Below are 23,305 nucleotides of genomic sequence, written 5' to 3' on the forward strand. Positions count from 1 at the left end.
TAAACTAAGAAAGCTTTCAGGTCAAAATTGGAGCTTATGGACGAACAACCAAAGCTAATCCTAAGCTCCAGATTACATTTACTCCTGTGCCTCTGAAAAAGTAGGCAAAATCTTAAACAATAGTTTAAGGTGTTTAAGGAAGTAAAAACTGAGCAGCAATGTTGGTTTATGGCATTACGTTAGTCTCAGTTAACGGATACTGGGCGGTAAGAATCGCTTAAGTCCAACTGCAACACGGCAGTAGCCAACCTCCGGGAATCCGTTTTATGGACGTATATAAATCGGAAAACCCGCCGACAGCACTGCCTCCAGAAAGTGCCAGAGCAATTGCTTGGACGAAAGCATTGCTGCACACAGCCGAAAGCTGTAGCGCCTTGCATTGATTCCAGAAGTTACTCTTCCCAATGGGAAGAGACTTGTGGCTGTTCTGGTGATCTAGTAAGTGAAGCTAAACAGATTCACCAAGCAGTACGGACACGGTTTGTTGTGTCCCAAAGCATTTGGAGCGGTTTATATTTAAGCCATTCCAAATTTCGCAGGCTAACCCAGCCGAAACTGATGCGTACAAAGCGTGTCCTCTAGAGTCCAATTCCAAGGTCAGCAAGTAGAAAGGAGAACCAGTTACTGTGTCTGTAGGTATTCTCGGCACCAAGCTGGGCATGACCCAAATATTTGACGAAGCAGGAGTAGCCATTCCTGTGACTGTCATTCAAGCAGGTCCATGCACCGTTACACAAGTTAAAACGAAACAAACCGACGGTTACTTTGCCATTCAACTTGGTTATGGCGAAGTCAAACCAAAGGCACTGAACAGACCACTATTGGGTCATTTGGCTAAATCATCTGCCCCAGCATTGCGTCACCTAAATGAGTATCACACTGATAGCTCTAGTGATTATGCTTTAGGTCAACAGATTAAAGCAGATATTTTTAGTGAAGGTCAAATTGTCGATGTAGTCGGCACAAGCATCGGTCGTGGCTTTGCGGGAAACCAGAAGCGTAACAACTTTGCTCGAGGACCCATGTCACACGGTTCCAAAAACCACAAAGCGCCCGGTTCTATTGGTGCTGGGACAACACCAGGTCGTGTCTATCCAGGTAAGCGGATGGCAGGGCGTTTAGGTGGGAAACGCATCACAATTCGCAAGCTGACCATAGTGCGAGTTGACCCAGAACGCAACTTATTACTAGTTAAGGGAGCCATTCCTGGTAAACCGGGCGCTCTAGTGAGTGTTGTGCCTGCAAAAATAGTGGGATAGTCAAAAGTCATTAGTCAAAAGTCATTAGTCAAAAGTCGTTGGCTAAGGACAAATGGCAAAAGACCAATGACAAATGACGCCACCTGCTTCACCTCTCCCCTTGGGAGAAAACCGCAGTGGCTCACAAATGACAAAGGACAGATAACAAAGATGGTTGAAAGCGTAGTTAAAAATTGGCAAGGAGAACAGGTCGGCGAGACGACCTTCGAGTTGCGCGTTGCCAAGGAAGAAACAGCGTCTCATATTGTGCACCGCGCCTTAGTACGGCAATTGACCAATGCTCGTCAAGGAAACGCCAGTACAAAAACTCGTGCTGAAGTCAGAGGTGGTGGCCGTAAACCTTGGCGACAAAAAGGTACTGGTCGCGCTCGTGCCGGGTCGATTCGTTCACCACTATGGCGTGGTGGTGGTGTGATCTTTGGGCCAAAGCCCAGAGACTTCAACCTGAAGTTGAACCGCAAAGAGCGACGTTTGGCACTGCGGACAGCATTTGTCGGTCGCATTGACGATTTGATTGTGGTAGAAGAATTTAGCACTGAGCTATCTCGCCCGAAGACAAAAGACTTAGTGGCAGCACTTGCCCGTTGGGGAGTAGTGCCAGAAAGCAAGGCACTGTTAATTTTGTCTGAAATTGCGGATACAGATAACGTTTATTTGTCAGCCCGCAACATTGAAAATTTAAAACTAATTGCAGCCGACCAGTTAAATGTTTTTGATTTACTGCACGCTGACAAAATTGTAGTTACGGCATCAGCCCTAGACAAAATTCAGGAGGTCTACAGTGCCTAGCTTTGACCCCCGCGACCTTGCTGACTTAGTGCGTCGCCCAATAGTCACCGAGAAGGCGACTATCTTGATGGAGCAGAATAAGTACACCTTTGAAGTAATTCCAAAGGCATCTAAGCCTGAAATCAAGGCTGCGATCGAAGACTTATTCCAGGTCAAGGTTGTAAAAGTCAACACCATCCTACCACCGCGTAAAAAGCGGCGCGTTGGTAAATTTATTGGTTATAAACCCCAATATAAGCGAGCCATTATTACCGTCGCACCTGGGGATGAAGACAAGATTAGACAAGTTCTATTCCCAGAAGTTTAACAAAGTTATGAGTTAGGAGTTAAGAGTTAAGAGTTAATACGCTCAAAACTCAGCACTCAAAATTTCAAACTCAGCACTCAGCACTCAGCACTCAGCACTTAAAAATATGGGTACTCGTTCTTATCGCCCTTATACCCCCAGCACTCGCCAAGTTACAATCTCTGACTTTGCGGAAATTACCAAAACCGAGCCAGAGAAATCCCTAACAACCTCGAAGCATCGCGCCAAAGGTCGGAATAATCGCGGGCGGATTACTAGTCGTCGTCGGGGTGGCGGACACAAACAGCTTTATCGGATCATCGATTTTAAAAGGGATAAACATAATATTCCTGCCAAAGTCGCAGCGATTGAATACGATCCTAACCGCAATGCCCGAATTGCCCTTTTGTATTACCAAGACGGCGAAAAACGGTACATCCTCCATCCCAATGGGTTGAAAGTTGGAACAATAGTTATTTCTGGATCTGAGGCTCCCTTTGAAGATGGTAATGCCTTACCGCTCTGGAAGATTCCCTTGGGTACTAGTGTTCACAACGTAGAATTCACTCCTGGTAAAGGTGGTCAAATTGTCCGTGCTGCTGGTGCTAGCGCCCAAGTCGTGGCAAAAGAAGGTAATTATGTAACTCTCAAGTTGCCTTCAGGAGAAGTCCGCTTGATTCGACGCGAGTGCTACGCCACCATTGGGCAAGTAGGCAACACAGATGCTAGAAACCTGAGTGCAGGTAAAGCTGGACGAAATCGCTGGAAAGGTCGCCGTCCTAAGGTGAGAGGTAGCGTCATGAACCCAGTGGATCACCCACATGGTGGTGGTGAAGGTAGGGCACCTATCGGTAGATCAGGTCCTGTTACACCTTGGGGTAAACCCACATTGGGTGCGAAGACACGCAATCGCAAGAAACTCAGCAGCAAATTGATTATACGTCGTCGCCGTAAGTCTTCCAAACGCGGTCGTGGTGGTCGTGAATCATAGAATTTTAGATTTTAGATTTTGGATTTTAAATTGGGGTCTACTTGTGAACATTGAAAATTTGTGAAACTTGATTAAGACACCTAATTATCCAAAATCGGAAATTCTAAATCCTAAATCCTAAATCCTAAATCCAAAATTGAACTATGGGTCGTTCTCTAAAAAAAGGTCCTTTCGTTGCGGATCATCTCCTAAAGAAAATTGAAAAGCTCAACGACAACAACAGAAAAGAAGTTATTAAAACTTGGTCACGAGCTTCGACGATTTTGCCCCTAATGGTAGGTCATACCATAGCTGTTCATAACGGACGCCAACACGTTCCAGTTTTTGTAAATGAACAGATGGTGGGGCACAAGTTGGGGGAATTTGCCCCGACACGCACCTACAGGGGTCATGGAAAAAGCGACAAAAAAGCAGGTAGGTAGTCATTAGTTATTAGTCATTAGTCATTAGCTAAAGACAAGTGACAAATGACAGATGACAAATGACAAAATTGGAGAAAATTATGGCTACTAATACTACTGAAGTAAAAGCGATCGCTCGTTTTATCCGCATCTCGGCCTACAAAGTGCGTCGCGTACTCGATCAAATTCGGGGGCGATCGTACCGAGAAGCGCTAATCATCCTGGAATTCATGCCCTATCGCGCCACTGAACCCATATTGAAGGTTCTCAGAAGCGCTGCTGCCAATGCCGAACACAACGCTGGGTTAGATCGGACTCAACTAGTAATTACTCAGGCTTATGCCGATCAAGGTCCGCCGTTGAAGCGGTTCCAACCAAGGGCGCAAGGTCGAGCTTACCAAATTCGCAAGCCTACGTGTCATATTACTGTGGCTGTTGCAGCCGCCCCAGAAAAATAAGCACGCTTACACGAATAAATTGCGTAAAGTAAGAAATTTTAGAGGAAGTATTCGTGGGACAGAAGATTCATCCAGTTGGTTTTCGCCTGGGTATTACACATGAACATCAATCCCGTTGGTTTGCTGTTCCTCATCGCTATCCAGAACTTTTACAAGAAGACTACAAACTCCGTCAATACATAGAACAAAAGCTGGGTAGACTGGCTCAAAACAACGCCGGAATTTCTGAGGTGCGGATTGAGCGCAAAGCTGACCAAATCGACTTAGAAGTACGCACAGCCAGACCAGGTGTAGTAGTGGGGCGTGGTGGGCAAGGTATCGAATCCTTGCGTACCGGACTCCAAGGACTCTTGGGTAGTAATCGCCAAATTCGCATTAACGTAGTTGAAGTCCAACGAGTTGATGCTGATGCCTATCTGATTGCCGAATACATTGCTCAACAATTGGAACGCCGGGTTTCCTTTCGCCGGGTAGTGCGGCAATCGATTCAGCGTGCCCAACGCGCTGGTGTCCAAGGTATTAAAATCCAAGTCAGTGGTCGGCTCAACGGTGCGGAAATTGCCCGGACAGAGTGGACTCGTGAAGGTAGAGTGCCTTTACATACCTTACGGGCTGACATTGACTACTCTTATTGCACGGCAAAAACTGTTTACGGCATTCTGGGCATCAAAGTGTGGGTGTTTAAGGGAGAAATTATCCCTGGACAGGAAGAAACTCCGCTACCACCCGCAACCCGCGATCCTCGCGATCGCGGCGATCGCGATCGTGAACCCCGTCGCCGTCAACAACAACGTCGTCGCCAGCAATTTGAAGACCGCTCAAATGAAGGATAAATCTTCATTAGTCATTAGTCGTTAGTAAATGGCAGATGACAAATGACAAATGACAAATGACAAGTGACAAACCATGTTAAGTCCTAGAAGAACTAAATTCCGCAAACAACAACGCGGACGGATGGAGGGACTAGCCACCCGTGGTAGCACCCTCAACTTCGGTGATTTTGCACTCCAAGCTCAAGAACCTGCTTGGATTACCTCCCGGCAAATCGAGGCTTCCCGTCGCGCAATGACCCGTTATATTCGTCGGGGTGGACAAATCTGGATTCGGATTTTCCCTGATAAACCCGTAACCATGCGTCCTGCTGAAACCCGGATGGGTTCAGGTAAAGGTTCGCCAGAGTTTTGGGTAGCGGTAGTCAAGCCAGGGCGAATTTTGTTTGAAATCGGTGGGGTTTCTGAAGAAATCGCCCGTGAAGCTATGCGCTTGGCTTCATTTAAACTGCCCATAAAAACTAAGTTTATTGTGCGCTCTCAACCACAGGAGCAGGAGTAGCTGATGCCTCTTCCCAAGATTTCAGAAGCTAGAGAATTAAGTGATGAGAAGCTCTCTGATGAAATTGTCGCGATCAAAAGACAACTATTTCAGTTGCGCTTGCAAAAAGCCACCAGACAACTAGAAAAGCCCCACCAATTCCGACAAATCCGACACCGCCTAGCCCAATTGCTGACGGTAGAAACAGAACGCAAACGGGCAGCAAGTCAATCGGCTAAAGAAGAAAAGTAGAAGATTATGGCAGTCAAAGAACGAGTTGGCTTGGTAGTGAGCGATAAAATGCAAAAAACTGTGGTAGTCGCCATAGAAAACCGCGCTCCTCACCCCAAGTACGGCAAGATTGTAGTTAACACTCAACGATATAAAGTTCACGACGAAGAAAATAAGTGTAAAGTAGGCGATCGCGTTCGCATTCAGGAAACTAGACCCCTGAGTAAAACCAAGCGCTGGAAAATCACAGAAGTCCTGAACGTCAAACCCACTTAAACCTCATCGTTGTTAGAAACTAACAACATTACAAGGGAGAATAATTGTGATTCAACCCCAGACTTACCTAAATGTTGCAGATAATAGCGGTGCCCGTAAACTAATGTGCATCCGCATTTTAGGTGGAGGCAACCGCCGTTATGGTTTTATCGGTGATAAAATTATCGCCGTCGTCAAAGATGCTACACCCAATATGGGTGTAAAAAAGTCTGATGTCGTGGAAGCAGTAATTGTCCGAACTCGGAAAGCTGTATCTCGTGACAGTGGCATGAGTATTCGCTTTGATGATAACGCTGCTGTGATCATCAACAAAGACGGTAATCCCAGAGGCACACGGGTTTTTGGCCCAGTTGCACGGGAACTGCGCGATAAAAACTTTACTAAAATTGTTTCTCTGGCTCCGGAGGTGCTTTAATGGCAACCAAACAGGGTACGCCCAAAGTATTCCACAAAATGCACGTCAAAACTGGCGACACCGTACAAGTGATTGCTGGCAAAGACAAAGGAAAAGTTGGCGAAATTACTCAGGCACTTCCCCAACTGAGTAAAGTTATTGTCAAAGGTGTCAACATTAAAACCAAGCACGTCAAACCCCAGCAAGAAGGGGAATCAGGGAGGATTATTACCCAAGAATTCCCGATTCATAGCTCCAACGTAATGCTTTATTCCACCAAGCAAAACGTTGCCAGTCGTGTTTGTTATACCTTTACTTCAGAAGGCAAAAAAGTCAGGAAACTCAAGAAAACTGGCGAGATTCTGGATAAATAGTTAGAAGTTAGGAATTGAGAGTTAGGAATTAAATTTAACTCATAACTCATAACTCATAACTCATAACTCATAACTTTGTTCCCTGACCAAGCCCAGGGATATCAGGACAAAAAACTATGCCGACAACAAGACTCAAAAGCTTATATCAAGAGACAATCGTCCCCAAACTGATCAATCAGTTTCAATATACCAACGTTCATCAAGTACCGAAGTTGGTAAAGGTTACGATTAACCGAGGTTTGGGTGAAGCAGCTCAAAATGCGAAGTCACTAGAGGCATCGATCAACGAAATTGCCTTGGTAACAGGTCAAAAACCAGTGGTGACACGGGCGAAAAAGGCGATCGCTGGCTTTAAGATTCGTCAAGGGATGCCTGTGGGGATCATGGTTACTCTCAGAGCCGAACGGATGTATGCCTTTTTCGACCGACTAGTTAGCTTGTCACTACCCAGAATTCGAGATTTTCGTGGCGTTAGCCCTAAAAGCTTTGACGGACGCGGGAATTATACTTTGGGTGTGAGAGAACAGCTAATTTTTCCAGAAGTCGAGTACGACAGCGTTGATCAAGTGCGTGGGATGGATATTTCCATCATCACCACAGCAAAAAACGACGAAGAGGGTCGCGCCTTACTTAAAGAATTAGGAATGCCCTTTCGCGATCAAGAAGTTCATCAATAGAGGGAACGATGGCGGCTAACGACACAATTGCAGATATGCTGACGCGCATCCGCAATGCCAACCTGGCGCGGCATCAAACTACACAAGTGCCAGCTACAAAAATGACCCGGAGTATTGCCAAAGTACTACGGGAGGAAGGCTTTATTGCTGAAATAGAAGAAGCAGAAGAAGGGGTAAAACACAATCTGGTGATTTCCCTGAAATACAAGGGTAAAAATCGTCAGCCACTGATCACCGCCTTAAAGCGAGTGAGTAAGCCTGGCTTGCGTGTTTACTCTAATAGAAAAGAATTACCAAGGGTACTAGGTGGCATTGGCATTGCCATTATTTCTACATCCAGTGGCATTATGACTGACCGCGAAGCGCGGCGTCAGAACTTGGGTGGCGAAGTGCTTTGTTACGTTTGGTAGTCATTGGTCATTAGTCATTTGTCATTAGTGAAAGACAAAGGACAAAGGACAAAGGACAAATAACAAAGGACAAAAAGTCATGTCTCGTATTGGTAAACGTCCAATTACCATTCCCGCCAAAGTGCAAGTGGCGATCGATGGTGCAAATGTTGTGGTGAAAGGTCCGAAAGGAGAACTTTCTCGCACTCTAACAGCTAATGTCTCAGTCTCTCAAGAGGGAGAAATATTACACGTAACCCGTCGGGATGAAACTCGTACCTCAAAGCAACTGCACGGCTTAAGCCGCACTTTAGTTGCCAACATGGTTGAGGGAGTTTCCCAAGGTTTTCAGCGCCGTCTGGAAATTCAAGGTGTTGGTTACAGGGCACAACTTCAAGGGCGTAACCTAGTTTTAAATATGGGTTACAGCCATCAGGTGCAAATTGTTCCCCCAGATGGAATTCAGTTTGCCGTAGAAGGTACTACTAACGTCATTGTCAGTGGCTATGACAAAGAAATCGTCGGTAATACAGCCGCAAAAATTCGTGCCGTTCGTCCACCAGAACCTTACAAAGGTAAAGGCATTCGCTATGCCGGTGAAGTGGTCAGACGGAAAGCTGGTAAGACTGGTAAGGGTGGTAAGAAGTAGAAATGAAACTTACTCGTAGAGAATCAAAAAACCGTCGTCATCGACGCGTTCGGGGCAAAGTTATTGGCTCCCCAGAACGTCCGCGTTTAGCGGTGTTCCGTTCTAATGAGCATATTTATGCCCAATTAATTGATGATACTCAGCATCAAACCATAGTGGCAGCATCGACTTTAGAACCAGAGTTGAAATCTAGTTTAGCGTCATGTGCAAACCGCGACGCATCGGTGCAAGTTGGTAAGTTGATCGCAGTGCGATCGCTAGAAAAAGGCATCACCAAAGTAGTCTTTGATCGCGGTGGTAACTTATATCATGGTCGTGTGAAAGCACTAGCTGATGCAGCACGCGAGGCTGGTTTAGATTTCTAAAGTCATTGGTCATTAGTCATTGGTCATTAGTCATTGGACAAATGACAAAAGACAAATGACAACTGACAAATGACAACTGACAAATGACATTAACAGAGTATTGATTATGGCAACAGAGCGTAAAAGTAAAACAAAGCGTGCCAAAAAAGAAGAAACCACTTGGCAAGAACGGGTAATCCAAATCCGACGCGTGAGCAAAGTGGTCAAAGGAGGTAAAAAACTCAGCTTCCGAGCGATCGTTGTCGTCGGTAACGAACGCGGTCAAGTTGGTGTTGGAGTAGGTAAAGCCTCAGATGTAATTGGTGCCGTCAAAAAAGGCGTAGCCGACGGCAAAAAACACCTGATTGATATCCCAATCACCAAATCCAATTCCATCCCCCATCCCATTGATGGTGTCGGTGGCGGTGCAAAGGTGATTATGCGTCCAGCCGCACCTGGTACTGGGGTAATTGCGGGTGGTGCTGTGCGGACTGTGTTGGAATTGGCAGGAGTTCGTAATGTCCTAGCCAAGCAACTTGGCTCTAACAATCCGCTCAATAATGCTAGAGCCGCAGTTAACGCCTTATCAACACTGCGTACCCTTTCTGAGGTCGCCGAAGATCGCGGTATTCCTATTCAAAATCTCTACATCTAAGTGGTCATTTGTCTGTAGTCCCTAGTCTTTTGCTCTTAGCTATGACAAACGACCTTTGGGTTCGCCAGTTGCTCATGAGGAAAACCCCCAAGACCGCACTGGCTCACAAACGACAAATGATGCCACTTGCTACAAGCCGGGAAACCCGTCCAAGGCAATGGCTTATAAATGACAAACGACAAATGACAACTTGATAACTTATGAGACTCCATGATGTTAAGCCGCAAAAAGGCTCAAAGAAACGCAAAAAGCGTGTAGCCAGAGGTATTTCTGCTGGTCAAGGTGCCAGTGCTGGTCTAGGTATGCGAGGTCAAAAATCTCGTTCTGGTAGTGGTACCAGACCAGGTTTTGAAGGTGGTCAACAGCCATTGTACCGCCGCTTGCCTAAATTGAAGGGCTTTCCGATTGTGAATCAGAAGATTTACACTACGATTAATGTAGAGAAGCTAGCCTCCCTTCCCGCTAATACGGAAGTAACTTTGATTTCCTTGAAAGCCGCAGGTATCCTGACTGCTGTCAAAGGACCATTGAAAATTTTAGGTAACGGGGAATTGAGCATTCCGCTCAAAGTACAAGCGGCAGCTTTCACAGGTTCAGCTCGTAGCAAAATTGAGGCAGCTGGGGGGAGTTGTGAAGTCTTATGAGTGAGCCGGAACAGCGCACTTAAATGCAAGCCAACTCGCTGTCAGCGCCTGGTTCACTATAAAGGTAGCACTCTATGATCAGTCGAGATAAATCCCCAACGGCTCAAGAAACTTTTATGCAGATGGCACAGGCAGCTGGGCTGAGAGGTAGGCTGCTTGTCACTGTCGGTATTTTAATTTTAGTTCGCCTGGGCATCTTCTTGCCCGTACCAGGGATTAATAGAGAGCGGTTTCACGAAGCCATATCGGGAAATAATTCCGTATTCGGTTTATTGGATATATTTTCAGGACGCGGACTTTCGACTTTGGGCGTCTTTGCTTTAGGGATTTTGCCCTTCATTAATGCGTCTATTATCATCCAATTGCTCACCGCTGCGATTCCATCTTTAGAAAATTTACAGAAAAATGAAGGCGAAGCGGGGCGGCGGAAAATATCGCAAATTACCCGCTATGTCACTGTATGTTGGGCGATTCTTCAAAGTACAGCTTTTTCGGCATTATTCCTCCAGCAATTCGCCTTAAAGCCAGGTCCGATCTTTGTAGCTGAAACGGCGATCGCTCTGACTGCTGGTTCCATGTTCGTAATGTGGACATCAGAACTAATTACAGAACGTGGAATTGGAAATGGAGCATCCTTGTTGATTTTTGTCAACATTGTCGCATCATTACCAAAAGCTTTAGGGGATACTATCGATTTGGTGCAAGTCGGCGGTCGGGAAACAGTGGGTCGTGTGATAGTACTGATCTTAGTTTTCCTAGCAACCATTGTTGGTATTGTGGTTGTGCAGGAAGGAATGCGCCGCATCCCGATTATTTCGGCTCGTCGCCAAGTAGGTCGTCGAGTTTTGGCAGAGCAACGTAGCTTTTTACCCTTGCGGCTAAATCAAGGCGGCGTAATGCCAATTATTTTTGCCGCGGCCATCCTCAGTTTGCCACTGCTGATAGCCAATTTCGCCAAGAATGCCGAATTGGCAAATATAATTAACACTTATCTGAGTCCGAGCGGTTCTAGCTCCTGGGTCTATGCCTTGGTGTACATGATTTCCATCGTTTTCTTCAGCTACTTCTATTCTTCGTTGATTCTCAACCCAGTAGATGTTGCACAAAACTTGAAAAAAATGGGTTCTAGCATTCCTGGCATTCGTCCCGGTAAGGCGACTAGTGAGTATATTGAGCGCGTATCAAACCGACTCACTTTTTTGGGTGCGATCTTTTTGGGACTGGTCGCTATTATTCCAACCGGTGTGGAAAGTGCTTTAGGAGTACCCACCTTTAAAGGATTGGGTGCTACCTCTCTGTTAATTCTAGTTGGTGTGGCGATTGATACGGCAAGACAAATCCAAACCTACGTGATATCTCAGCGCTATGAAGGAATGGTGAAACAATAGTGACGCGACTAATCTTCTTGGGACCACCTGGAGCTGGTAAAGGAACACAAGCTCAAACCTTGGCTGAACACTTGAATATTCCCCATGTTTCTACAGGTGAAATATTAAGGCAAGCCATGAAAGAGCAAACTCTTTTGGGAATCAAGGCTCAAAACTATGTAAATAGCGGTGAGTTAGTACCCGATCAGCTAGTGCAGGACTTGGTACAGGAGCGCCTCAGTCAACCAGATGCAGGAAATGGTTGGATTCTTGATGGTTTTCCCCGCAAAGTGACGCAAGCGGCTTTTCTAGAAGAATTGCTGGAAACAATACATCAGAGTGGCGAAAGGGTAGTCAATCTAGATGCACCAGATGAAGTTGTGATCGCACGTTTGCTAGCTAGAGGACGAAAAGATGATACCGAAGAGGTGATTCGTCGTCGGTTAGAAGTGTACCGCACTGAAACTGCACCTTTAATTGATTATTACGGCGATCGCCAAAAACTTTTAACAGTAAATGGCGATCAGTCCCAAGAAGATGTGACTGGTGAACTCCAAAAGGTAATCGCTTCCTGAAAAGTAGGGGGAGTAGAGAGATCACTACTCCCCACTCACTACTCCCCTCTACCAAGGAGCAGAGCAATTTTAGCTAAGATATATTAATAAACTGTTGATATATTTCTTAAAATGTGTTTCTTTGCAGATGAAGCGCTGCAACTGAACACGAAATTGTTGAGTTGAGGAAAAAACAAATTGTCTAAACAAGATTTGATTGAGATGGAAGGCACGGTTACAGAGTCCTTGCCCAATGCGATGTTTCGCGTTGACTTGGACAATGGCTTTAACGTGCTAGCACACATTTCCGGTAAGATTCGCCGAAATTATATCAAGATTTTGCCCGGTGATCGCGTCAAGGTAGAGTTAACTCCTTACGACTTGACCAAAGGCAGAATTACCTATCGACTACGAAAGAAGTAACTATATGTAGAGAATTTTACCATAAAACCATTTTTTCGACTGTTTATTAGTCAATTAACTCGATTAATTTCCCTAGAAATGCTATAATTTACTATTTGGAGTCAAAGAATAAAAGGCATGAAAGTTAGAGCCTCAGTCAAGAAAATCTGTGAAAAGTGTAACGTGATCAAACGTCGTGGTCGCGTTATGGTGATCTGCGTGAACCCCAAGCACAAGCAACGTCAAGGATAGCGCTCTTACCAACAGAGTGAGTTGTAACACGCATATCATCATTAAAACGAAAAGACGCGATTAATCACGTTTTTCCAACCAACAGTAATTGCGAGAACAATAGGGAGAGTTCATTGTGGCACGTATTGCCGGAGTAGACCTTCCACGCGATAAGCGCGTCGAGATCGGTCTGACTTACATCTACGGAATTGGATTATCGCGCTCTCAAGAAATTATAGCGGCTAGTGGTGTGAACCCAGACACCCGCGTTAAGGACTTAAGTGATGCCGATGTGACAGCCCTGCGAGGGGAAATAGAAAGTAACTATCAAGTTGAAGGGGACTTGCGGCGCTGGGAATCTCTGAACATCAAGCGCCTAGTTGACATTGGTACCTACAGAGGGCGTCGTCATCGCATGGGCTTACCAGTCAGAGGACAAAGAACCCGCACAAATGCCAGAACCCGTCGGGGGAGAAGGCAGACAGTGGCTGGAAAGAAGAAGGCTCCAGGGAAATAATTTTGCAACGCTTGCTAATCCGAGCAGGTTTTACCTTAAATCAACTAAACAAGTATGGCGAGACAACCAACTAAAAAATCCGGGAGCAAGAAGCAGAAACGGAATGTACCCAATGGGATGGCCTACATCCAGTCTACTTTCAACAATAGCATTGTCACCATTACCGATCAAAATGGAGATGTCATCTCCTGGGCTAGCGCTGGTTCTAGCGGTTTTAAGGGAGCAAAAAAGGGAACTCCCTTTGCAGCGCAAACTGCTGCTGAAAGTGCAGCCCGTCGAGCCATTGATCAAGGAATGCGCCAAATTGAGGTAATGGTCAGTGGGCCAGGAGCAGGTAGAGAAACCGCTATTCGGGCACTTCAAGGGGCAGGACTGGAAATTACACTCATTCGGGATATTACGCCGATTCCTCACAATGGTTGTCGTCCACCCAAGCGCCGTCGAGTTTAAACACCAAGACTTGTACGGTGAGGACGAGAAGTTACTTGCAATGACCGGTTGGGCGTTTAACGTGCAAACTGTCATTGAGTCAAAGCTTGGGCGACCAGAAGCCTGTCAGATTTTCCCGCCGGGAAAGCTGTTAAACTTCGGGCTACCCAAAATATTATCAATCAATTTTGGATTTTAGATTTGCGATTTTAGATTGATCCCGACCACAAGGATGGATAGCTTCGTGGATTTTAAGTTGATGATTTAAGATTTGTTCCGCCGACAAGAGGTGGAGCATAAACCAAACAAGCACAATCCAAAATCCCAAATTCAAAATCGAAAATTGACAGTCAATTCAGGAGGCAATTGATTTGTCTGCTAGCAGCACCTTAGAAAAAGGGAGGCTCATCCGTGGCGCAGTTTCAAATTGAATGTGTAGAGTCGAATACCGAAGAAAGTCGGAACCATTACAGTAAATTTGTTTTGGAACCTCTAGAACGCGGACAAGGAACAACTGTTGGCAACGCACTGCGGCGGGTTTTACTCTCTAATCTAGAGGGTACGGCAGTTACAGCAGTGAGGATTGAAAAAGTTTCACATGAGTTTGCCACAGTTCCGGGTGTGCGGGAAGATGTGCTGGAAATCCTCATGAAAATGAAGGAAGTCATCCTGAAAAACTATTCTTCGCAACCCCAGATTGGTAGATTACTTGTAAACGGCCCAGCAACAATCACTGCGGCGCATTTTGATTTGCCCAGTGAAGTAGAAGTCATCGATCCGACCCAGTATGTAGCCACCGTCGCTGAGGGAGGAAAACTGGAAATGGAATTTCGGATCGAGAAAGGCAAAGGCTATCGCACCGTAGAGCGAGGACGTGAGGAAGCCACATCGTTGGATTTTCTCCAAATTGACTCGATATTTATGCCGGTGCGAAAAGTCAACTATAGTGTTGAAGAATCTCGTGGGGAAGGCTTGATTCCAAAAGACCGACTGCTGTTGGAAGTTTGGACAAATGGTAGTATTTCCCCTCAAGAAGCACTATCTTCGGCCGCTGGGATCTTGGTAGATTTATTCAACCCGTTGAAAGACATCTCCCTGGAACCAACAGATACAGGTTCCGACATTCCAGACGACCCAACTGCCCAGATACCCATCGAAGAGTTGCAACTTTCTGTGCGGGCATATAACTGTCTCAAACGGGCACAAGTTAACTCTGTGGCAGATTTGTTGGATTATACCCAAGAAGACCTCTTAGAAATTAAGAACTTTGGGCAGAAGTCAGCAGAAGAGGTTGTGGAAGCTTTGCAGCGACGCTTGGGCATCACCCTGCCAATGGAAAGAGGCTCTAAACACCCTTAATAAAAACCGTTCATAATTCATAGTGCATAATTATGCGTCACCGTTGCCGCGTCAAAAAACTCAGTAAACCAGCCGATCAACGCCGTGCTTTACTGCGATCGCTCGCCACCGAGCTGATCCGTCATGGTAAAATCACCACCACTTTAATTAGAGCGAAAGTTCTGCGAAGTAAAGTGGAAAAAATGATTACCCTAGCCAAAAACGGCTCCTTGGCAGCACGCCGCGAAGCCCTTGGCTATATCTTCGACAAACAACTGGTTCACGCTCTATTTGAGCAAGCTCCGACTCGATATGGCGATCGCCAGGGGGGTTATACCCGCATCCTGCATACCGTACCACGTCGGGGTGATAATGCCAAAATGGCAATAATTGAATTGGTTTAAGTCATTAGTCATTGGTCATTAGTCATTGGTTATTCACAAATGACACAGGACAAATGACAAAAGACAAAGGACAAAATCTGTATGTTAGAAAGCCACCAGCCTACACAAATTCATCGAGTAGCCTTGGTAATCCAATACCTGGGCACTCATTTTCATGGCTGGCAACGGCAAAAAAAACAGCGGACAGTTCAAGAAGAGATCGAAACAGCGATCGCTACTATTCTTGGGCATCATGTAACATTACACGGTGCCGGGCGAACTGATTCAGGGGTTCACGCTGCTGCTCAAGTCGCCCATTTTGAAGCTACAAGTCTGATTCCGGCTCACAAGTGGGCAACAATCCTCAACAGCTATCTGCCGTCAGATATATTAATCAGGGCTTCAGCGAGTGTAGATAACCGTTGGCACGCTCGCTTTAGTGCAGCCTATCGACGGTATCGCTACACAATATATACTGAAGATCGTCTTAACTTGTTTGTAAGACCCTTCAGTTGGCATTATTATTATGCACCCCTGGATGAATCCTTAATCCAAGCTGCCCTGAAACCTCTCTTGGGAAAGCATCACTTAGCTGCTTTTCACCGTGCAGGCTCCAAGCGATCGCATTCCTGGGTAGAGGTACAAGCAGCAGAGTGTCGTCGCAGTGGGCCATTTATCCATATTGAAATACAGGCAGATGGATTTTTGTATGGCATGGTACGGCTGTTGGTAGGGATGCTGGTACAAGTAGGTTCTGGACAACGGACACTTTCTAGCTTCACCGAACTCTGGAAAGAACAACGCCGGGAAGAAGTGAAATATGCCGCACCGCCCCAAGGCTTATGCTTGTTGCGAGTCGGCTATCCAGATTTTCCTTTTCCCAAAGAGATTTGGTACGACACCTTGCCAAAGTTCGTCACTAGTCAAGAGTCATTAGTCATTGATTCTTAGTAACGACAAATGACAAATTAAAAATGACAAATTAAAAATGACAAAGGATAAATGACAAATGACAACGAGTAAAACATACCTTCCTTCTCAAGCATCCCTTGAGCATGAGTGGTACATAGTAGATGCCACCGATCAACGCCTTGGTCGCCTTGCCAGCGAAATCGCCCAGATATTGAGAGGCAAAAAGAAACCGGAATATACACCCCACCTAGATACAGGTGACTTCGTAATCGTCATCAATGCCGAGAAAGTCGCAGTCACAGGCAAAAAGCGTACTCAAAAGCTTTACCGTCGCCATTCTGGTCGTCCCGGTGGGATGAAAACGGAAACTTTCGCTAAACTGCAACAGCGCATACCAGAGCGGATTTTAGAACAAGCTGTTAAAGGTATGCTACCTAAAAATAGCCTGGGTAAGCAGTTGTTCACCAAGCTGAAAGTCTACGCTGGATCCACGCATCCCCACGATGCTCAAAAACCTAAAGAATTACAAATTAGTACAATTCCTGGAGAAGAAAATTAATGGTAGTAGCAGACGCCAATAGCGGTCGCGCCGTATACTGGGGTACTGGTCGTCGTAAGACCTCAGTAGCTCGGGTACGCCTGGTTCCAGGTACGGGTCAACTGACAGTGAACGGTAAAGATGGAAACTTGTATTTCCAATTTAACGCCAACTACCTGGGAGTCATCAAAGCACCCCTGGAAACTCTGGGACTAGAAAACGAATATGACATTTTGGTGAAAGCAGAAGGCGGCGGCTTGACCGGACAGGCTGATTCTGTTCGCTTGGGAGTTGCTCGTGCTTTGTGCCAACTAGACCCAGACAACCGCCCACCTTTAAAAACCGAAGGTTATTTGACTCGCGATCCGAGGGCAAAAGAACGGAAGAAATATGGTTTACATAAAGCCCGGAAAGCACCTCAGTATTCCAAGCGTTAGGGCATTGGGCATTGGGCATGGGGCATTAATTAATAGTTATTCTTCCCCTGCTCCACACTCACTAGTCCCGAGCTTCAATTGAACGCTGAAAGTTATAATTTATATAGATTCATCACACAAAGAACAATGGCTAAATCTGATATTCACCCCAAGTGGTATCCAGACGCTAAAGTTTACTGCAATGGTCAAGTTGTTATGACCATTGGCTCTACCAAGCCAGAATTGCACGTAGATGTTTGGTCTGGAAATCACCCATTTTACACAGGTACTCAGAAGATTATTGACACTGAGGGTCGAGTGGAGCGTTTCCTCCGCAAGTACGGCATGAGCAGCACTCAAACATCTGGCGACGAACAAAACAAAAAGTAGCGGGTTGGCTCTGCTGTTAACGACGGCCCTGCATCAGCTGGGTCGATTGTCATTTATATGCTCGAGCCAATTTGTTATTTTTTTAAGGAGCGATCGCACTGGTCATGGCTGAATCATACTTACTGGACAAACTAAAATCCGTTGAACAAACTTTTAATGAATTAACACGTCGTCTTGGTGACCCCGATACCGCTAGCAACCCTGATGAATATCAAGAAATTGCTAAGTCTCGTTCTTCTTTGGAAGAGGTAGTTGATACCTATGAAATTTGGAAAACAGCCCAAGAAGACTTGATAGGAGCGCGTCAGGTTCACAAAGAATCTGCGAGTGATCCAGAGTTGCAAGAAATGGCAACACTGGAAGTAAAGGAACTTGAGGCAAAAATAGAATATTTAGAGACTCGCTTGAAAGTCTTGCTGCTACCACGCGACCCCAATGATGAAAAGAATATCATGTTGGAAATTCGCGCTGGCACTGGTGGCGATGAAGCAAGTATTTGGGCTGGCGATTTGATGCAGATGTACACCCGCTACGCCCAGACTCAAGGTTGGAAAGTTTCTCTAGTGAGCGAATCTCGAGGAGAAATGGGTGGCTGGAAAGAGGTCATTCTAGAAATTAAAGGTAATGACGTTTACAGCCAGTTAAAGTTTGAAGCTGGAGTGCATCGTGTGCAGCGCGTGCCGGCAACTGAATCTGGAGGACGGGTTCATACTTCCACAGCTACCGTGGCGATTATGCCAGAGGTGGATGAAGTGGAAATTCACATTGACCCGAAAGATATTGAAATGACTACAGCTCGTTCTGGCGGTGCTGGTGGGCAAAACGTCAACAAGGTGGAAACAGCCGCCGACTTGATGCACAAACCAACAGGGATTCGGATTTTCTGTACAGAAGAACGCAGCCAGTTGCAGAACAAAGAACGGGCGATGCAAATTCTGCGGGCGAAGTTGTATGAGATCAAGTTACGCGAACAACAAGAAGTTGTAACTTCCATGCGGCGATCGCAGGTTGGGACAGGATCGCGATCGGAAAAAATTCGCACTTACAATTATAAAGATAACCGCGCTACTGATCATCGGTTAGGTCAGAATTATTCCCTTAACCCTGTTTTGGAAGGTGATTTAGAGACGCTTATCCAATCTTGTATATCTCTAGACCAACAGGAACGTCTCGCGGAGTTAGCGACTTCTGCCACTAACTAATTTTTGCTGTTAATATTCCTGTAAAACCACTTGCTGTAATGTTCCTTTTAACACACACAGGTGGTTTTCTAATATCGCGTGGAGTGTATCTTCTATTTCACTGGGATAATGGTAATAGGCAAATTCGTACTTCATAATGTAATTTAGCCTCGCCCATTCCTTCAGGGTTTGACAGGTATAAATTAGCTTTTCTGCTTCTTCTTGCCAACGCGCAAAAATCCGGTAGCTAAAAAAGCTGCTGCATATATTGCCTTTTGCATCCCAGTAGGAAATACACACTTGATGCTTTAGACGGTGGATTTTTTTGATTTGCTTAACATCGTAGCCTTTGGCTTTCAGAGCTTCTTTTACCTCCGCGTCAGAAATGTGCCACTGTTCTGGTTTAATTTTATTAGTGGCTATAAGATTTCGACCCTTGCGGCGATATTGATTAGTTTTGCGTGGATTGCCAAACATGATGCACCCTTTATATTGTCGGCATTACTACCGATAACCTAATTAAAATTGTTATATCAATATTGCAAGTTTGATTGCAATCTTACAATAATCATTTTAAATTACCATTAACAATGAAGCTTGTCAAGCTAAAAGTAAAGTTTTAGATTTTCCTCACTAAACTTGTAAATACAGTTGGCTAGCTATATAAGCAGTGAAAATCGAAAGCAGAGAAAAACTGATTGAAATCATCAAGTTAGCTCGTGGTTCAATGAGCCAGCGAGCGTTTGGCAAGCTTTTAGGAGTTTCTGCTACTGCTGTTCAGTTGTGGGAAAAGGGTGTGAATGTGCCAGATACTGAATATTTAGCAAAAATCGCAGCGAGAGCGGGTTACACACTCCAGGAGTTACTTAGCTGTCTGGATGGCAAGCCAATTCCAGAAACTTCCGATTTGAGTCTGATTCTGAGACAAATCCAGCACATGCCTCTGGCACAAGTGGCTCAAATTGTGCAAGCTGCGGCAGATAGATTGGCGGCTGTGGCTGAAGCGTCTGGGGATGAAGTAAAAGCAAGTTGAATATTTGTTCAGGATTGAATTTAAATCATTAAATTAGCTGACAATTCAGATCATGTAGTAAAACCCACGAAAAACCTAACCCCCTAACCCCCTTCCCGACGCGGGAAGGGGGAAAATTCAAAGTCTCTCTCCTTTTAAGCTACGATGTCCACACAAGTCTTTGGTGAGGCAATTTACGGTTAAGTTTCATAGCCCCTAAGAAACCTCACCCTGGTTTTGCTATGCAAAACCTGTCCCTCTCCTTAGTAAGGAGAGGGATTAAAGATAGGACAGGGTGAGGTTTTTCTTCTGTTTTGGGTAATCGGATAACTTGTGTGTACACCGTAGCCTTTTAGGTGAGAGATTTAAAGAGAGGTTTTCCAGATACTGTGAAAAGTCAGATCAAACTAGCTTGTGGTCTGTTGCTGTCAAGATTCAACTCTATGGACGACAAACCTTTTTTGTATGATCAAGACTTCTATGGCTGGACACAGCAGCAGGCTAAAGCATTAGAGCAGAGGCTAGTTATGGAACTAGACTGGCAACACCTGCAAGAGGAAATTCAAGCTTTGGGGAGACAGGAGTATCGGGAACTCGTAAGTCATTTGAGTGTATTACTCGGTCATCTCTTGAAGTGGGAGTATCAACCCGAACAACGCTCTCGCAGTTGGTTTTTAACAATTCGAGAACAGCGTCGCGCCATCCCCAGACATTTGCGACAGAACGCTAGCTTAAAGTCTGGAATAGAAGAAGCCTTGTTAGATGGCTTTGAAGCGGGCGTCGATTTGGCGCTACGAGAAACTAACTTACAATTACGAACTTTTCCAGAGCATTGCCTTTATTTATTTGATGATCCGATCTCAGACAATTTTCTCTGCGATACTCGTCAAGACTGGGAAGGATAATTATTGCCATTTTTTTACGCTCATTTGTTATTTGGAGACACGTTATCGCTTTATCTAAGAGATGATGCCCAATATTTGTAAGTAAGTAAGTAGGTGGGCTGAATTAAATATATAAATAGATTGACATGAAACCGTTGTAGTGACTGAAAAGCTACTAAAAGTTAATTGCACACATCTACTTAGTCAAACTTCCTCAGTTTGGGAAAGGAACATTGCGAAACTCAATATTGTTCCCCCCATTATTAGCAAACACTGGAAGCTTTAAAACCGGAGCTTGTGTGATGTTTTCTGGTATATTCTCAAAGGTGATATCTGTAACATAATTAATTCCTGGGGATATTCTTATAGATACTGAGTTTCCACTTTTACCACCAATTTCTACTGAAGATCCATTATAAGATTTTCCGACAGAATCAACGATTGTTAATTGAGATGCGTCTATTCCAAAATTATCTTCTGTGCTTTCTCTTGTGATTAAAAAATTACATTTTATGGTTGTATCTGACCTTCTACAGCCTTTTAATAAAAAGACATATCCATTGATCAATTTTCGTTGTTCAGAATGTGAATTAGTGTTCTTAGGTTGTTTCGTCGGTCTACCGCACACAGTCGCACCTTCGTCGGTAATGACACAAGCTCGTTGTTGCGATTGCGCTGGAAAACTGTATATCAAAAGACTAGTCAGAACCATACTAGCTAAAACACTAGTCCGTCGAACATTTGACATTAGATTCATGCCATTAAATACTTCAATCTAGATTTGCATCTAAATACTACCTTACTTAATCGTGAATTGTCTACAGAGACTAGGCTGGGGCTATCTTTCTAGCAACAGCCTGATAACACCACCAAAGGCCCTTCTGGGAACCCTTTAGTCACTTGGTGATGAGGAAGGCGATCGCTAATTTTGGTTGAGTTCGAGATTCCGGTAGAAATACATAACGGCTACACAAGCGTAGGCATAGCCTTTTCGCAGGGAAGTCCGCGTAGGTGGACTTACGTATAGATCCCGTGGTTAAGGCTTTATATGTGAGTCAGTGATTTCCAGTCTAAGGACAATTTGCCAAAGTGAGATGCTTCCAAATAACCTCTGCTTCTATGGAGAAATTACAGTTACTTGATCAATTTAAATTTTTAGATATCTGACCAAAATCTAACCACTGGCAATTAAGGAATAAATGGTTTTAAAATAGTGAAATCTTAAATGATTTAGGGGTGCAGCTATGTCGCTACGCAACGAGCCTTTAGATTGGCATTTTGAATCAAATGATCCTTATATACCAGTTTACCATCAAGGTGATTTGGTGGGATTTTTTAAACCAGAATATGCCAGTGAAGTTATTAAGTTTTTAAATGAGCAAGAAGTTTTAAAGAAAGCACTAAAAATGGCTTGTACTGATTTAATTAAAAAAATGGGCGGCGATACGAATAAAGTCAATTATTTAATGGAAAAATATGTAAAACCTAGCGAACGCCCGAAGCATGGAACTAGAGCGATCGCAGTTTTACTTCATGATAGACAAAAAGAACTTGACTTGAGTAACCAGGAGTTTGCTAAATTCTGCGATACTTTTAAATTATCCCCCACTGAACTGAATAATATTTATGCTGGAGAAGCATTTGATGATAGTTTATTAGCGCCACTTTCACGTATATTAGGGATGGCAAAAGAGCAATTGCTGAAAGTGCGAGATGGTTCTGAAGAACAAAGTAACACATGAACAGCAAATCAAAATCTTCAAGTGATATAAAAATGTGAAAACAGACATCATCTTTTATCGCCTGTTTCAAGAATTCCCTGATATCTTCTTTGAACTTATTGGTAATCCGCCGGAAGTAGCTAGTCTTTATCAATTTTCATCAGTTGAAATCAAACAAACAGCTTTCAGAATCGATGGTGTATTTCTACCTACACAAGGAAGTGAGAACCAGATTTACTTTGTTGAAGTACAATTTCAAGCCGATGGAGAAATTTATTCACGGCTATTTGCAGAAATATGTTTATATCTGCGTCATAATCAACCACAAAATAACTGGAGTGCTGTAGTTTTATACGCAAACAGGAATATAGATACAGGCGATATCAAACATTACCATGAGTTTTTCACAAGTGGGCGCGTCAGACGCATTTATTTGGATGAATTAGGTGAGGCGGCATCGCTTCCACTTGGCATTGCAACTGCTAAATTAGTAATTGCAACCGACGACATAGCGATCGCACAAGCAAGGGAGTTGATAGACAGAACTAAATCAGAGATCAGCTCACCACGAAAACAGCAGCAATTTTTACAATTTATAGAGATTATCTTGTTTTATAAGTTTCCCACAATGAGTCGAGAGGAGGTAGAGGCAATGTTTGGCTTAAGCGAGTTAAAGCAAACCAGATTTTATCAGGAAGCTTTTCAGGAAGGTATTGAACAAGGTGAGATTAGAGGTGAGCTTAAAGGTAAACTAAAAGCAGTACCAGCAATGTTGGCAGCAGGGTTGACTGTAGAACAAGTAGCAAAGGCTTTAGATTTGAGTGTCGAAGAAGTCAGACAAGTAACACAAAGTCAGCTTTGAGAGGGATGTGGTAAGTTTTATGCGTGACTCAAGCCAAATT

General features: G+C 44.5%; 37 protein-coding genes. 35 read left to right on the top strand and 2 right to left on the bottom strand.

Annotated features, from left to right (window positions below; translation table 11 throughout):
- Nucleotides 1–626 precede the first annotated feature (626 nt).
- The 31 genes from rplC (at nucleotide 627) to prfA (ending at nucleotide 18,807) form a co-directional block, all read left to right on the top strand.
- On the top strand, nucleotides 627–1,259 hold the full coding sequence (gene rplC / locus V7K36_RS04660; protein WP_334825536.1) for a 50S ribosomal protein L3: 633 nt from the start codon (nucleotides 627–629) through the stop codon (nucleotides 1,257–1,259).
- A 150-nt stretch (nucleotides 1,260–1,409) separates the two neighbouring features.
- Nucleotides 1,410–2,048, top strand: coding sequence for a 50S ribosomal protein L4 (gene rplD / locus V7K36_RS04665; protein ID WP_335113808.1), 639 nt, complete (start codon nucleotides 1,410–1,412; stop codon nucleotides 2,046–2,048).
- Nucleotides 2,041–2,355 (top strand): 50S ribosomal protein L23, encoded by a 315-nt coding sequence (locus tag V7K36_RS04670; protein ID WP_179068331.1) that lies wholly within the window; start codon nucleotides 2,041–2,043, stop codon nucleotides 2,353–2,355. Before rplD ends, V7K36_RS04670 begins: the two co-directional genes overlap by 8 nt.
- 106 nt (nucleotides 2,356–2,461) lie before the next feature.
- Nucleotides 2,462–3,325, top strand: coding sequence for a 50S ribosomal protein L2 (gene rplB / locus V7K36_RS04675; RefSeq protein WP_335092732.1), 864 nt, complete (start codon nucleotides 2,462–2,464; stop codon nucleotides 3,323–3,325).
- A gap of 143 nt (nucleotides 3,326–3,468) precedes the next feature.
- Nucleotides 3,469–3,747, top strand: coding sequence for a 30S ribosomal protein S19 (gene rpsS, locus V7K36_RS04680; RefSeq protein ID WP_012410721.1), 279 nt, complete (start codon nucleotides 3,469–3,471; stop codon nucleotides 3,745–3,747).
- An 80-nt stretch (nucleotides 3,748–3,827) separates the two neighbouring features.
- On the top strand, nucleotides 3,828–4,184 hold the full coding sequence (gene rplV, locus V7K36_RS04685; protein ID WP_069070777.1) for a 50S ribosomal protein L22: 357 nt from the start codon (nucleotides 3,828–3,830) through the stop codon (nucleotides 4,182–4,184).
- Between the two features lie 53 nt (nucleotides 4,185–4,237).
- A complete protein-coding gene (gene rpsC, locus V7K36_RS04690) occupies nucleotides 4,238–5,017 on the top strand; it encodes a 30S ribosomal protein S3 (RefSeq protein ID WP_334825531.1) in 780 nt (259 codons plus the stop codon).
- A gap of 73 nt (nucleotides 5,018–5,090) precedes the next feature.
- Entirely contained in the window at nucleotides 5,091–5,516 is a 426-nt protein-coding gene (rplP, locus tag V7K36_RS04695) for a 50S ribosomal protein L16 (RefSeq protein WP_273765839.1), read from the top strand.
- Nucleotides 5,517–5,519: 3 nt separating this feature from the next.
- Entirely contained in the window at nucleotides 5,520–5,747 is a 228-nt protein-coding gene (gene rpmC / locus V7K36_RS04700) for a 50S ribosomal protein L29 (RefSeq protein ID WP_300420121.1), read from the top strand.
- A gap of 6 nt (nucleotides 5,748–5,753) precedes the next feature.
- Nucleotides 5,754–6,002: a 30S ribosomal protein S17 gene (gene rpsQ / locus V7K36_RS04705; protein WP_100901244.1), complete on the top strand. Its 249-nt coding sequence runs from the start codon at nucleotides 5,754–5,756 to the stop codon at nucleotides 6,000–6,002.
- 46 nt (nucleotides 6,003–6,048) lie between these two features.
- Nucleotides 6,049–6,417, top strand: coding sequence for a 50S ribosomal protein L14 (rplN, locus tag V7K36_RS04710; RefSeq protein ID WP_334825529.1), 369 nt, complete (start codon nucleotides 6,049–6,051; stop codon nucleotides 6,415–6,417).
- On the top strand, nucleotides 6,417–6,770 hold the full coding sequence (gene rplX / locus V7K36_RS04715) for a 50S ribosomal protein L24 (RefSeq protein ID WP_196518358.1): 354 nt from the start codon (nucleotides 6,417–6,419) through the stop codon (nucleotides 6,768–6,770). The genes rplN and rplX overlap by 1 nt, the downstream gene beginning before the upstream one ends.
- A gap of 116 nt (nucleotides 6,771–6,886) precedes the next feature.
- Nucleotides 6,887–7,447: a 50S ribosomal protein L5 gene (rplE, locus tag V7K36_RS04720; RefSeq protein WP_335113622.1), complete on the top strand. Its 561-nt coding sequence runs from the start codon at nucleotides 6,887–6,889 to the stop codon at nucleotides 7,445–7,447.
- An 8-nt stretch (nucleotides 7,448–7,455) separates the two neighbouring features.
- Nucleotides 7,456–7,857 carry a 30S ribosomal protein S8 gene (gene rpsH / locus V7K36_RS04725; RefSeq protein ID WP_012410712.1) on the top strand — a complete coding sequence of 134 codons (402 nt, stop codon included), beginning with the start codon at nucleotides 7,456–7,458 and terminating at the stop codon, nucleotides 7,855–7,857.
- A gap of 79 nt (nucleotides 7,858–7,936) precedes the next feature.
- Nucleotides 7,937–8,485, top strand: coding sequence for a 50S ribosomal protein L6 (rplF, locus tag V7K36_RS04730; protein WP_292759691.1), 549 nt, complete (start codon nucleotides 7,937–7,939; stop codon nucleotides 8,483–8,485).
- Nucleotides 8,486–8,487: 2 nt separating this feature from the next.
- Nucleotides 8,488–8,850 (top strand): 50S ribosomal protein L18, encoded by a 363-nt coding sequence (rplR, locus tag V7K36_RS04735; protein WP_334825525.1) that lies wholly within the window; start codon nucleotides 8,488–8,490, stop codon nucleotides 8,848–8,850.
- A gap of 106 nt (nucleotides 8,851–8,956) precedes the next feature.
- On the top strand, nucleotides 8,957–9,484 hold the full coding sequence (gene rpsE / locus V7K36_RS04740) for a 30S ribosomal protein S5 (RefSeq protein ID WP_069070766.1): 528 nt from the start codon (nucleotides 8,957–8,959) through the stop codon (nucleotides 9,482–9,484).
- Between the two features lie 200 nt (nucleotides 9,485–9,684).
- Complete coding sequence (gene rplO / locus V7K36_RS04745) at nucleotides 9,685–10,128, top strand: 50S ribosomal protein L15 (RefSeq protein WP_334825521.1); 444 nt, start codon at nucleotides 9,685–9,687, stop codon at nucleotides 10,126–10,128.
- 74 nt (nucleotides 10,129–10,202) lie between these two features.
- Nucleotides 10,203–11,516, top strand: a complete 1,314-nt coding sequence (secY, locus tag V7K36_RS04750; protein ID WP_335113624.1) for a preprotein translocase subunit SecY — start codon at nucleotides 10,203–10,205, stop codon at nucleotides 11,514–11,516.
- Complete coding sequence (locus tag V7K36_RS04755) at nucleotides 11,516–12,070, top strand: adenylate kinase (RefSeq protein WP_334825517.1); 555 nt, start codon at nucleotides 11,516–11,518, stop codon at nucleotides 12,068–12,070. The genes secY and V7K36_RS04755 overlap by 1 nt, the downstream gene beginning before the upstream one ends.
- A gap of 177 nt (nucleotides 12,071–12,247) precedes the next feature.
- Nucleotides 12,248–12,472, top strand: coding sequence for a translation initiation factor IF-1 (infA, locus tag V7K36_RS04760; RefSeq protein ID WP_006276978.1), 225 nt, complete (start codon nucleotides 12,248–12,250; stop codon nucleotides 12,470–12,472).
- 117 nt (nucleotides 12,473–12,589) lie between these two features.
- Nucleotides 12,590–12,703, top strand: coding sequence for a 50S ribosomal protein L36 (gene rpmJ, locus V7K36_RS04765; protein WP_015129703.1), 114 nt, complete (start codon nucleotides 12,590–12,592; stop codon nucleotides 12,701–12,703).
- Between the two features lie 115 nt (nucleotides 12,704–12,818).
- Nucleotides 12,819–13,199, top strand: a complete 381-nt coding sequence (rpsM, locus tag V7K36_RS04770) for a 30S ribosomal protein S13 (protein ID WP_334825515.1) — start codon at nucleotides 12,819–12,821, stop codon at nucleotides 13,197–13,199.
- A 54-nt stretch (nucleotides 13,200–13,253) separates the two neighbouring features.
- Entirely contained in the window at nucleotides 13,254–13,649 is a 396-nt protein-coding gene (gene rpsK / locus V7K36_RS04775; protein ID WP_010998331.1) for a 30S ribosomal protein S11, read from the top strand.
- A 390-nt stretch (nucleotides 13,650–14,039) separates the two neighbouring features.
- Nucleotides 14,040–14,987, top strand: a complete 948-nt coding sequence (locus tag V7K36_RS04780) for a DNA-directed RNA polymerase subunit alpha (protein WP_300420148.1) — start codon at nucleotides 14,040–14,042, stop codon at nucleotides 14,985–14,987.
- 32 nt (nucleotides 14,988–15,019) lie between these two features.
- Nucleotides 15,020–15,370, top strand: a complete 351-nt coding sequence (gene rplQ, locus V7K36_RS04785) for a 50S ribosomal protein L17 (RefSeq protein WP_300420150.1) — start codon at nucleotides 15,020–15,022, stop codon at nucleotides 15,368–15,370.
- Between the two features lie 81 nt (nucleotides 15,371–15,451).
- Nucleotides 15,452–16,300, top strand: coding sequence for a tRNA pseudouridine(38-40) synthase TruA (truA, locus tag V7K36_RS04790; protein WP_335113626.1), 849 nt, complete (start codon nucleotides 15,452–15,454; stop codon nucleotides 16,298–16,300).
- A 58-nt stretch (nucleotides 16,301–16,358) separates the two neighbouring features.
- Complete coding sequence (gene rplM / locus V7K36_RS04795) at nucleotides 16,359–16,820, top strand: 50S ribosomal protein L13 (protein ID WP_335113628.1); 462 nt, start codon at nucleotides 16,359–16,361, stop codon at nucleotides 16,818–16,820.
- On the top strand, nucleotides 16,820–17,236 hold the full coding sequence (gene rpsI, locus V7K36_RS04800) for a 30S ribosomal protein S9 (RefSeq protein ID WP_300420156.1): 417 nt from the start codon (nucleotides 16,820–16,822) through the stop codon (nucleotides 17,234–17,236). Before rplM ends, rpsI begins: the two co-directional genes overlap by 1 nt.
- A gap of 126 nt (nucleotides 17,237–17,362) precedes the next feature.
- The gene (gene rpmE / locus V7K36_RS04805; protein ID WP_334825508.1) at nucleotides 17,363–17,605 is read left to right on the top strand and encodes a 50S ribosomal protein L31; all 243 of its coding nucleotides are present in this window, start codon (nucleotides 17,363–17,365) and stop codon (nucleotides 17,603–17,605) included.
- A gap of 104 nt (nucleotides 17,606–17,709) precedes the next feature.
- The gene (prfA, locus tag V7K36_RS04810; protein WP_335113630.1) at nucleotides 17,710–18,807 is read left to right on the top strand and encodes a peptide chain release factor 1; all 1,098 of its coding nucleotides are present in this window, start codon (nucleotides 17,710–17,712) and stop codon (nucleotides 18,805–18,807) included.
- A 9-nt stretch (nucleotides 18,808–18,816) separates the two neighbouring features.
- Here prfA and V7K36_RS04815 read toward each other — a convergent pair whose 3' ends face one another.
- Entirely contained in the window at nucleotides 18,817–19,263 is a 447-nt protein-coding gene (locus V7K36_RS04815) for a hypothetical protein (RefSeq protein WP_335113632.1), read from the bottom strand.
- A gap of 193 nt (nucleotides 19,264–19,456) precedes the next feature.
- Here V7K36_RS04815 and V7K36_RS04820 point away from each other — a divergent pair, with 193 nt between their 5' ends.
- Together V7K36_RS04820 and V7K36_RS04825 are read left to right on the top strand one after the other, a co-directional pair.
- Nucleotides 19,457–19,819 (top strand): helix-turn-helix domain-containing protein, encoded by a 363-nt coding sequence (locus V7K36_RS04820; RefSeq protein ID WP_335113634.1) that lies wholly within the window; start codon nucleotides 19,457–19,459, stop codon nucleotides 19,817–19,819.
- Between the two features lie 422 nt (nucleotides 19,820–20,241).
- Nucleotides 20,242–20,703: a DUF29 domain-containing protein gene (locus V7K36_RS04825; RefSeq protein WP_335113636.1), complete on the top strand. Its 462-nt coding sequence runs from the start codon at nucleotides 20,242–20,244 to the stop codon at nucleotides 20,701–20,703.
- Between the two features lie 193 nt (nucleotides 20,704–20,896).
- Here the strand turns inward: V7K36_RS04825 and V7K36_RS04830 are convergent, their stop codons facing one another.
- Entirely contained in the window at nucleotides 20,897–21,430 is a 534-nt protein-coding gene (locus tag V7K36_RS04830; RefSeq protein WP_335113638.1) for a hypothetical protein, read from the bottom strand.
- A 496-nt stretch (nucleotides 21,431–21,926) separates the two neighbouring features.
- On the opposite strand from V7K36_RS04830, the gene V7K36_RS04835 reads away from it, so the two are divergent.
- Both V7K36_RS04835 and V7K36_RS04840 read left to right on the top strand, forming a co-directional pair.
- Entirely contained in the window at nucleotides 21,927–22,424 is a 498-nt protein-coding gene (locus V7K36_RS04835) for a hypothetical protein (protein ID WP_335113640.1), read from the top strand.
- A 34-nt stretch (nucleotides 22,425–22,458) separates the two neighbouring features.
- Nucleotides 22,459–23,265, top strand: coding sequence for an Rpn family recombination-promoting nuclease/putative transposase (locus V7K36_RS04840; RefSeq protein WP_335113642.1), 807 nt, complete (start codon nucleotides 22,459–22,461; stop codon nucleotides 23,263–23,265).
- Nucleotides 23,266–23,305 lie beyond the last annotated feature (40 nt).

The organism is Nostoc sp., assembly GCF_036919555.1.
In the GTDB taxonomy this organism is placed as follows: Bacteria; Cyanobacteriota; Cyanobacteriia; order Cyanobacteriales; family Nostocaceae; genus Nostoc.

Excerpts from the sequence above, each read along its gene's own strand:
- rplD (WP_335113808.1), top strand. The coding sequence starts at position 1,410 with ATGGTTGAAAGCGTAGTTAAAAATTGGCAAGGAGAACAGGTCGGCGAG.
- rplB (WP_335092732.1), top strand. The coding sequence starts at position 2,462 with ATGGGTACTCGTTCTTATCGCCCTTATACCCCCAGCACTCGCCAAGTT.
- rpsS (WP_012410721.1), top strand. The coding sequence starts at position 3,469 with ATGGGTCGTTCTCTAAAAAAAGGTCCTTTCGTTGCGGATCATCTCCTA.
- rplV (WP_069070777.1), top strand. The coding sequence starts at position 3,828 with ATGGCTACTAATACTACTGAAGTAAAAGCGATCGCTCGTTTTATCCGC.
- rplP (WP_273765839.1), top strand. The coding sequence starts at position 5,091 with ATGTTAAGTCCTAGAAGAACTAAATTCCGCAAACAACAACGCGGACGG.
- rpmC (WP_300420121.1), top strand. The coding sequence starts at position 5,520 with ATGCCTCTTCCCAAGATTTCAGAAGCTAGAGAATTAAGTGATGAGAAG.
- rpsQ (WP_100901244.1), top strand. The coding sequence starts at position 5,754 with ATGGCAGTCAAAGAACGAGTTGGCTTGGTAGTGAGCGATAAAATGCAA.
- rplX (WP_196518358.1), top strand. The coding sequence starts at position 6,417 with ATGGCAACCAAACAGGGTACGCCCAAAGTATTCCACAAAATGCACGTC.
- rplE (WP_335113622.1), top strand. The coding sequence starts at position 6,887 with ATGCCGACAACAAGACTCAAAAGCTTATATCAAGAGACAATCGTCCCC.
- rpsH (WP_012410712.1), top strand. The coding sequence starts at position 7,456 with ATGGCGGCTAACGACACAATTGCAGATATGCTGACGCGCATCCGCAAT.
- rplF (WP_292759691.1), top strand. The coding sequence starts at position 7,937 with ATGTCTCGTATTGGTAAACGTCCAATTACCATTCCCGCCAAAGTGCAA.
- rplR (WP_334825525.1), top strand. The coding sequence starts at position 8,488 with ATGAAACTTACTCGTAGAGAATCAAAAAACCGTCGTCATCGACGCGTT.
- rpsE (WP_069070766.1), top strand. The coding sequence starts at position 8,957 with ATGGCAACAGAGCGTAAAAGTAAAACAAAGCGTGCCAAAAAAGAAGAA.
- rplO (WP_334825521.1), top strand. The coding sequence starts at position 9,685 with ATGAGACTCCATGATGTTAAGCCGCAAAAAGGCTCAAAGAAACGCAAA.
- secY (WP_335113624.1), top strand. The coding sequence starts at position 10,203 with ATGATCAGTCGAGATAAATCCCCAACGGCTCAAGAAACTTTTATGCAG.
- rpmJ (WP_015129703.1), top strand. The coding sequence starts at position 12,590 with ATGAAAGTTAGAGCCTCAGTCAAGAAAATCTGTGAAAAGTGTAACGTG.
- rpsK (WP_010998331.1), top strand. The coding sequence starts at position 13,254 with ATGGCGAGACAACCAACTAAAAAATCCGGGAGCAAGAAGCAGAAACGG.
- rplQ (WP_300420150.1), top strand. The coding sequence starts at position 15,020 with ATGCGTCACCGTTGCCGCGTCAAAAAACTCAGTAAACCAGCCGATCAA.
- truA (WP_335113626.1), top strand. The coding sequence starts at position 15,452 with ATGTTAGAAAGCCACCAGCCTACACAAATTCATCGAGTAGCCTTGGTA.
- rplM (WP_335113628.1), top strand. The coding sequence starts at position 16,359 with ATGACAACGAGTAAAACATACCTTCCTTCTCAAGCATCCCTTGAGCAT.
- rpsI (WP_300420156.1), top strand. The coding sequence starts at position 16,820 with ATGGTAGTAGCAGACGCCAATAGCGGTCGCGCCGTATACTGGGGTACT.
- rpmE (WP_334825508.1), top strand. The coding sequence starts at position 17,363 with ATGGCTAAATCTGATATTCACCCCAAGTGGTATCCAGACGCTAAAGTT.
- prfA (WP_335113630.1), top strand. The coding sequence starts at position 17,710 with ATGGCTGAATCATACTTACTGGACAAACTAAAATCCGTTGAACAAACT.
- V7K36_RS04815 (WP_335113632.1), bottom strand. The coding sequence starts at position 19,263 with ATGTTTGGCAATCCACGCAAAACTAATCAATATCGCCGCAAGGGTCGA.
- V7K36_RS04825 (WP_335113636.1), top strand. The coding sequence starts at position 20,242 with ATGGACGACAAACCTTTTTTGTATGATCAAGACTTCTATGGCTGGACA.
- V7K36_RS04830 (WP_335113638.1), bottom strand. The coding sequence starts at position 21,430 with ATGTCAAATGTTCGACGGACTAGTGTTTTAGCTAGTATGGTTCTGACT.
- V7K36_RS04835 (WP_335113640.1), top strand. The coding sequence starts at position 21,927 with ATGTCGCTACGCAACGAGCCTTTAGATTGGCATTTTGAATCAAATGAT.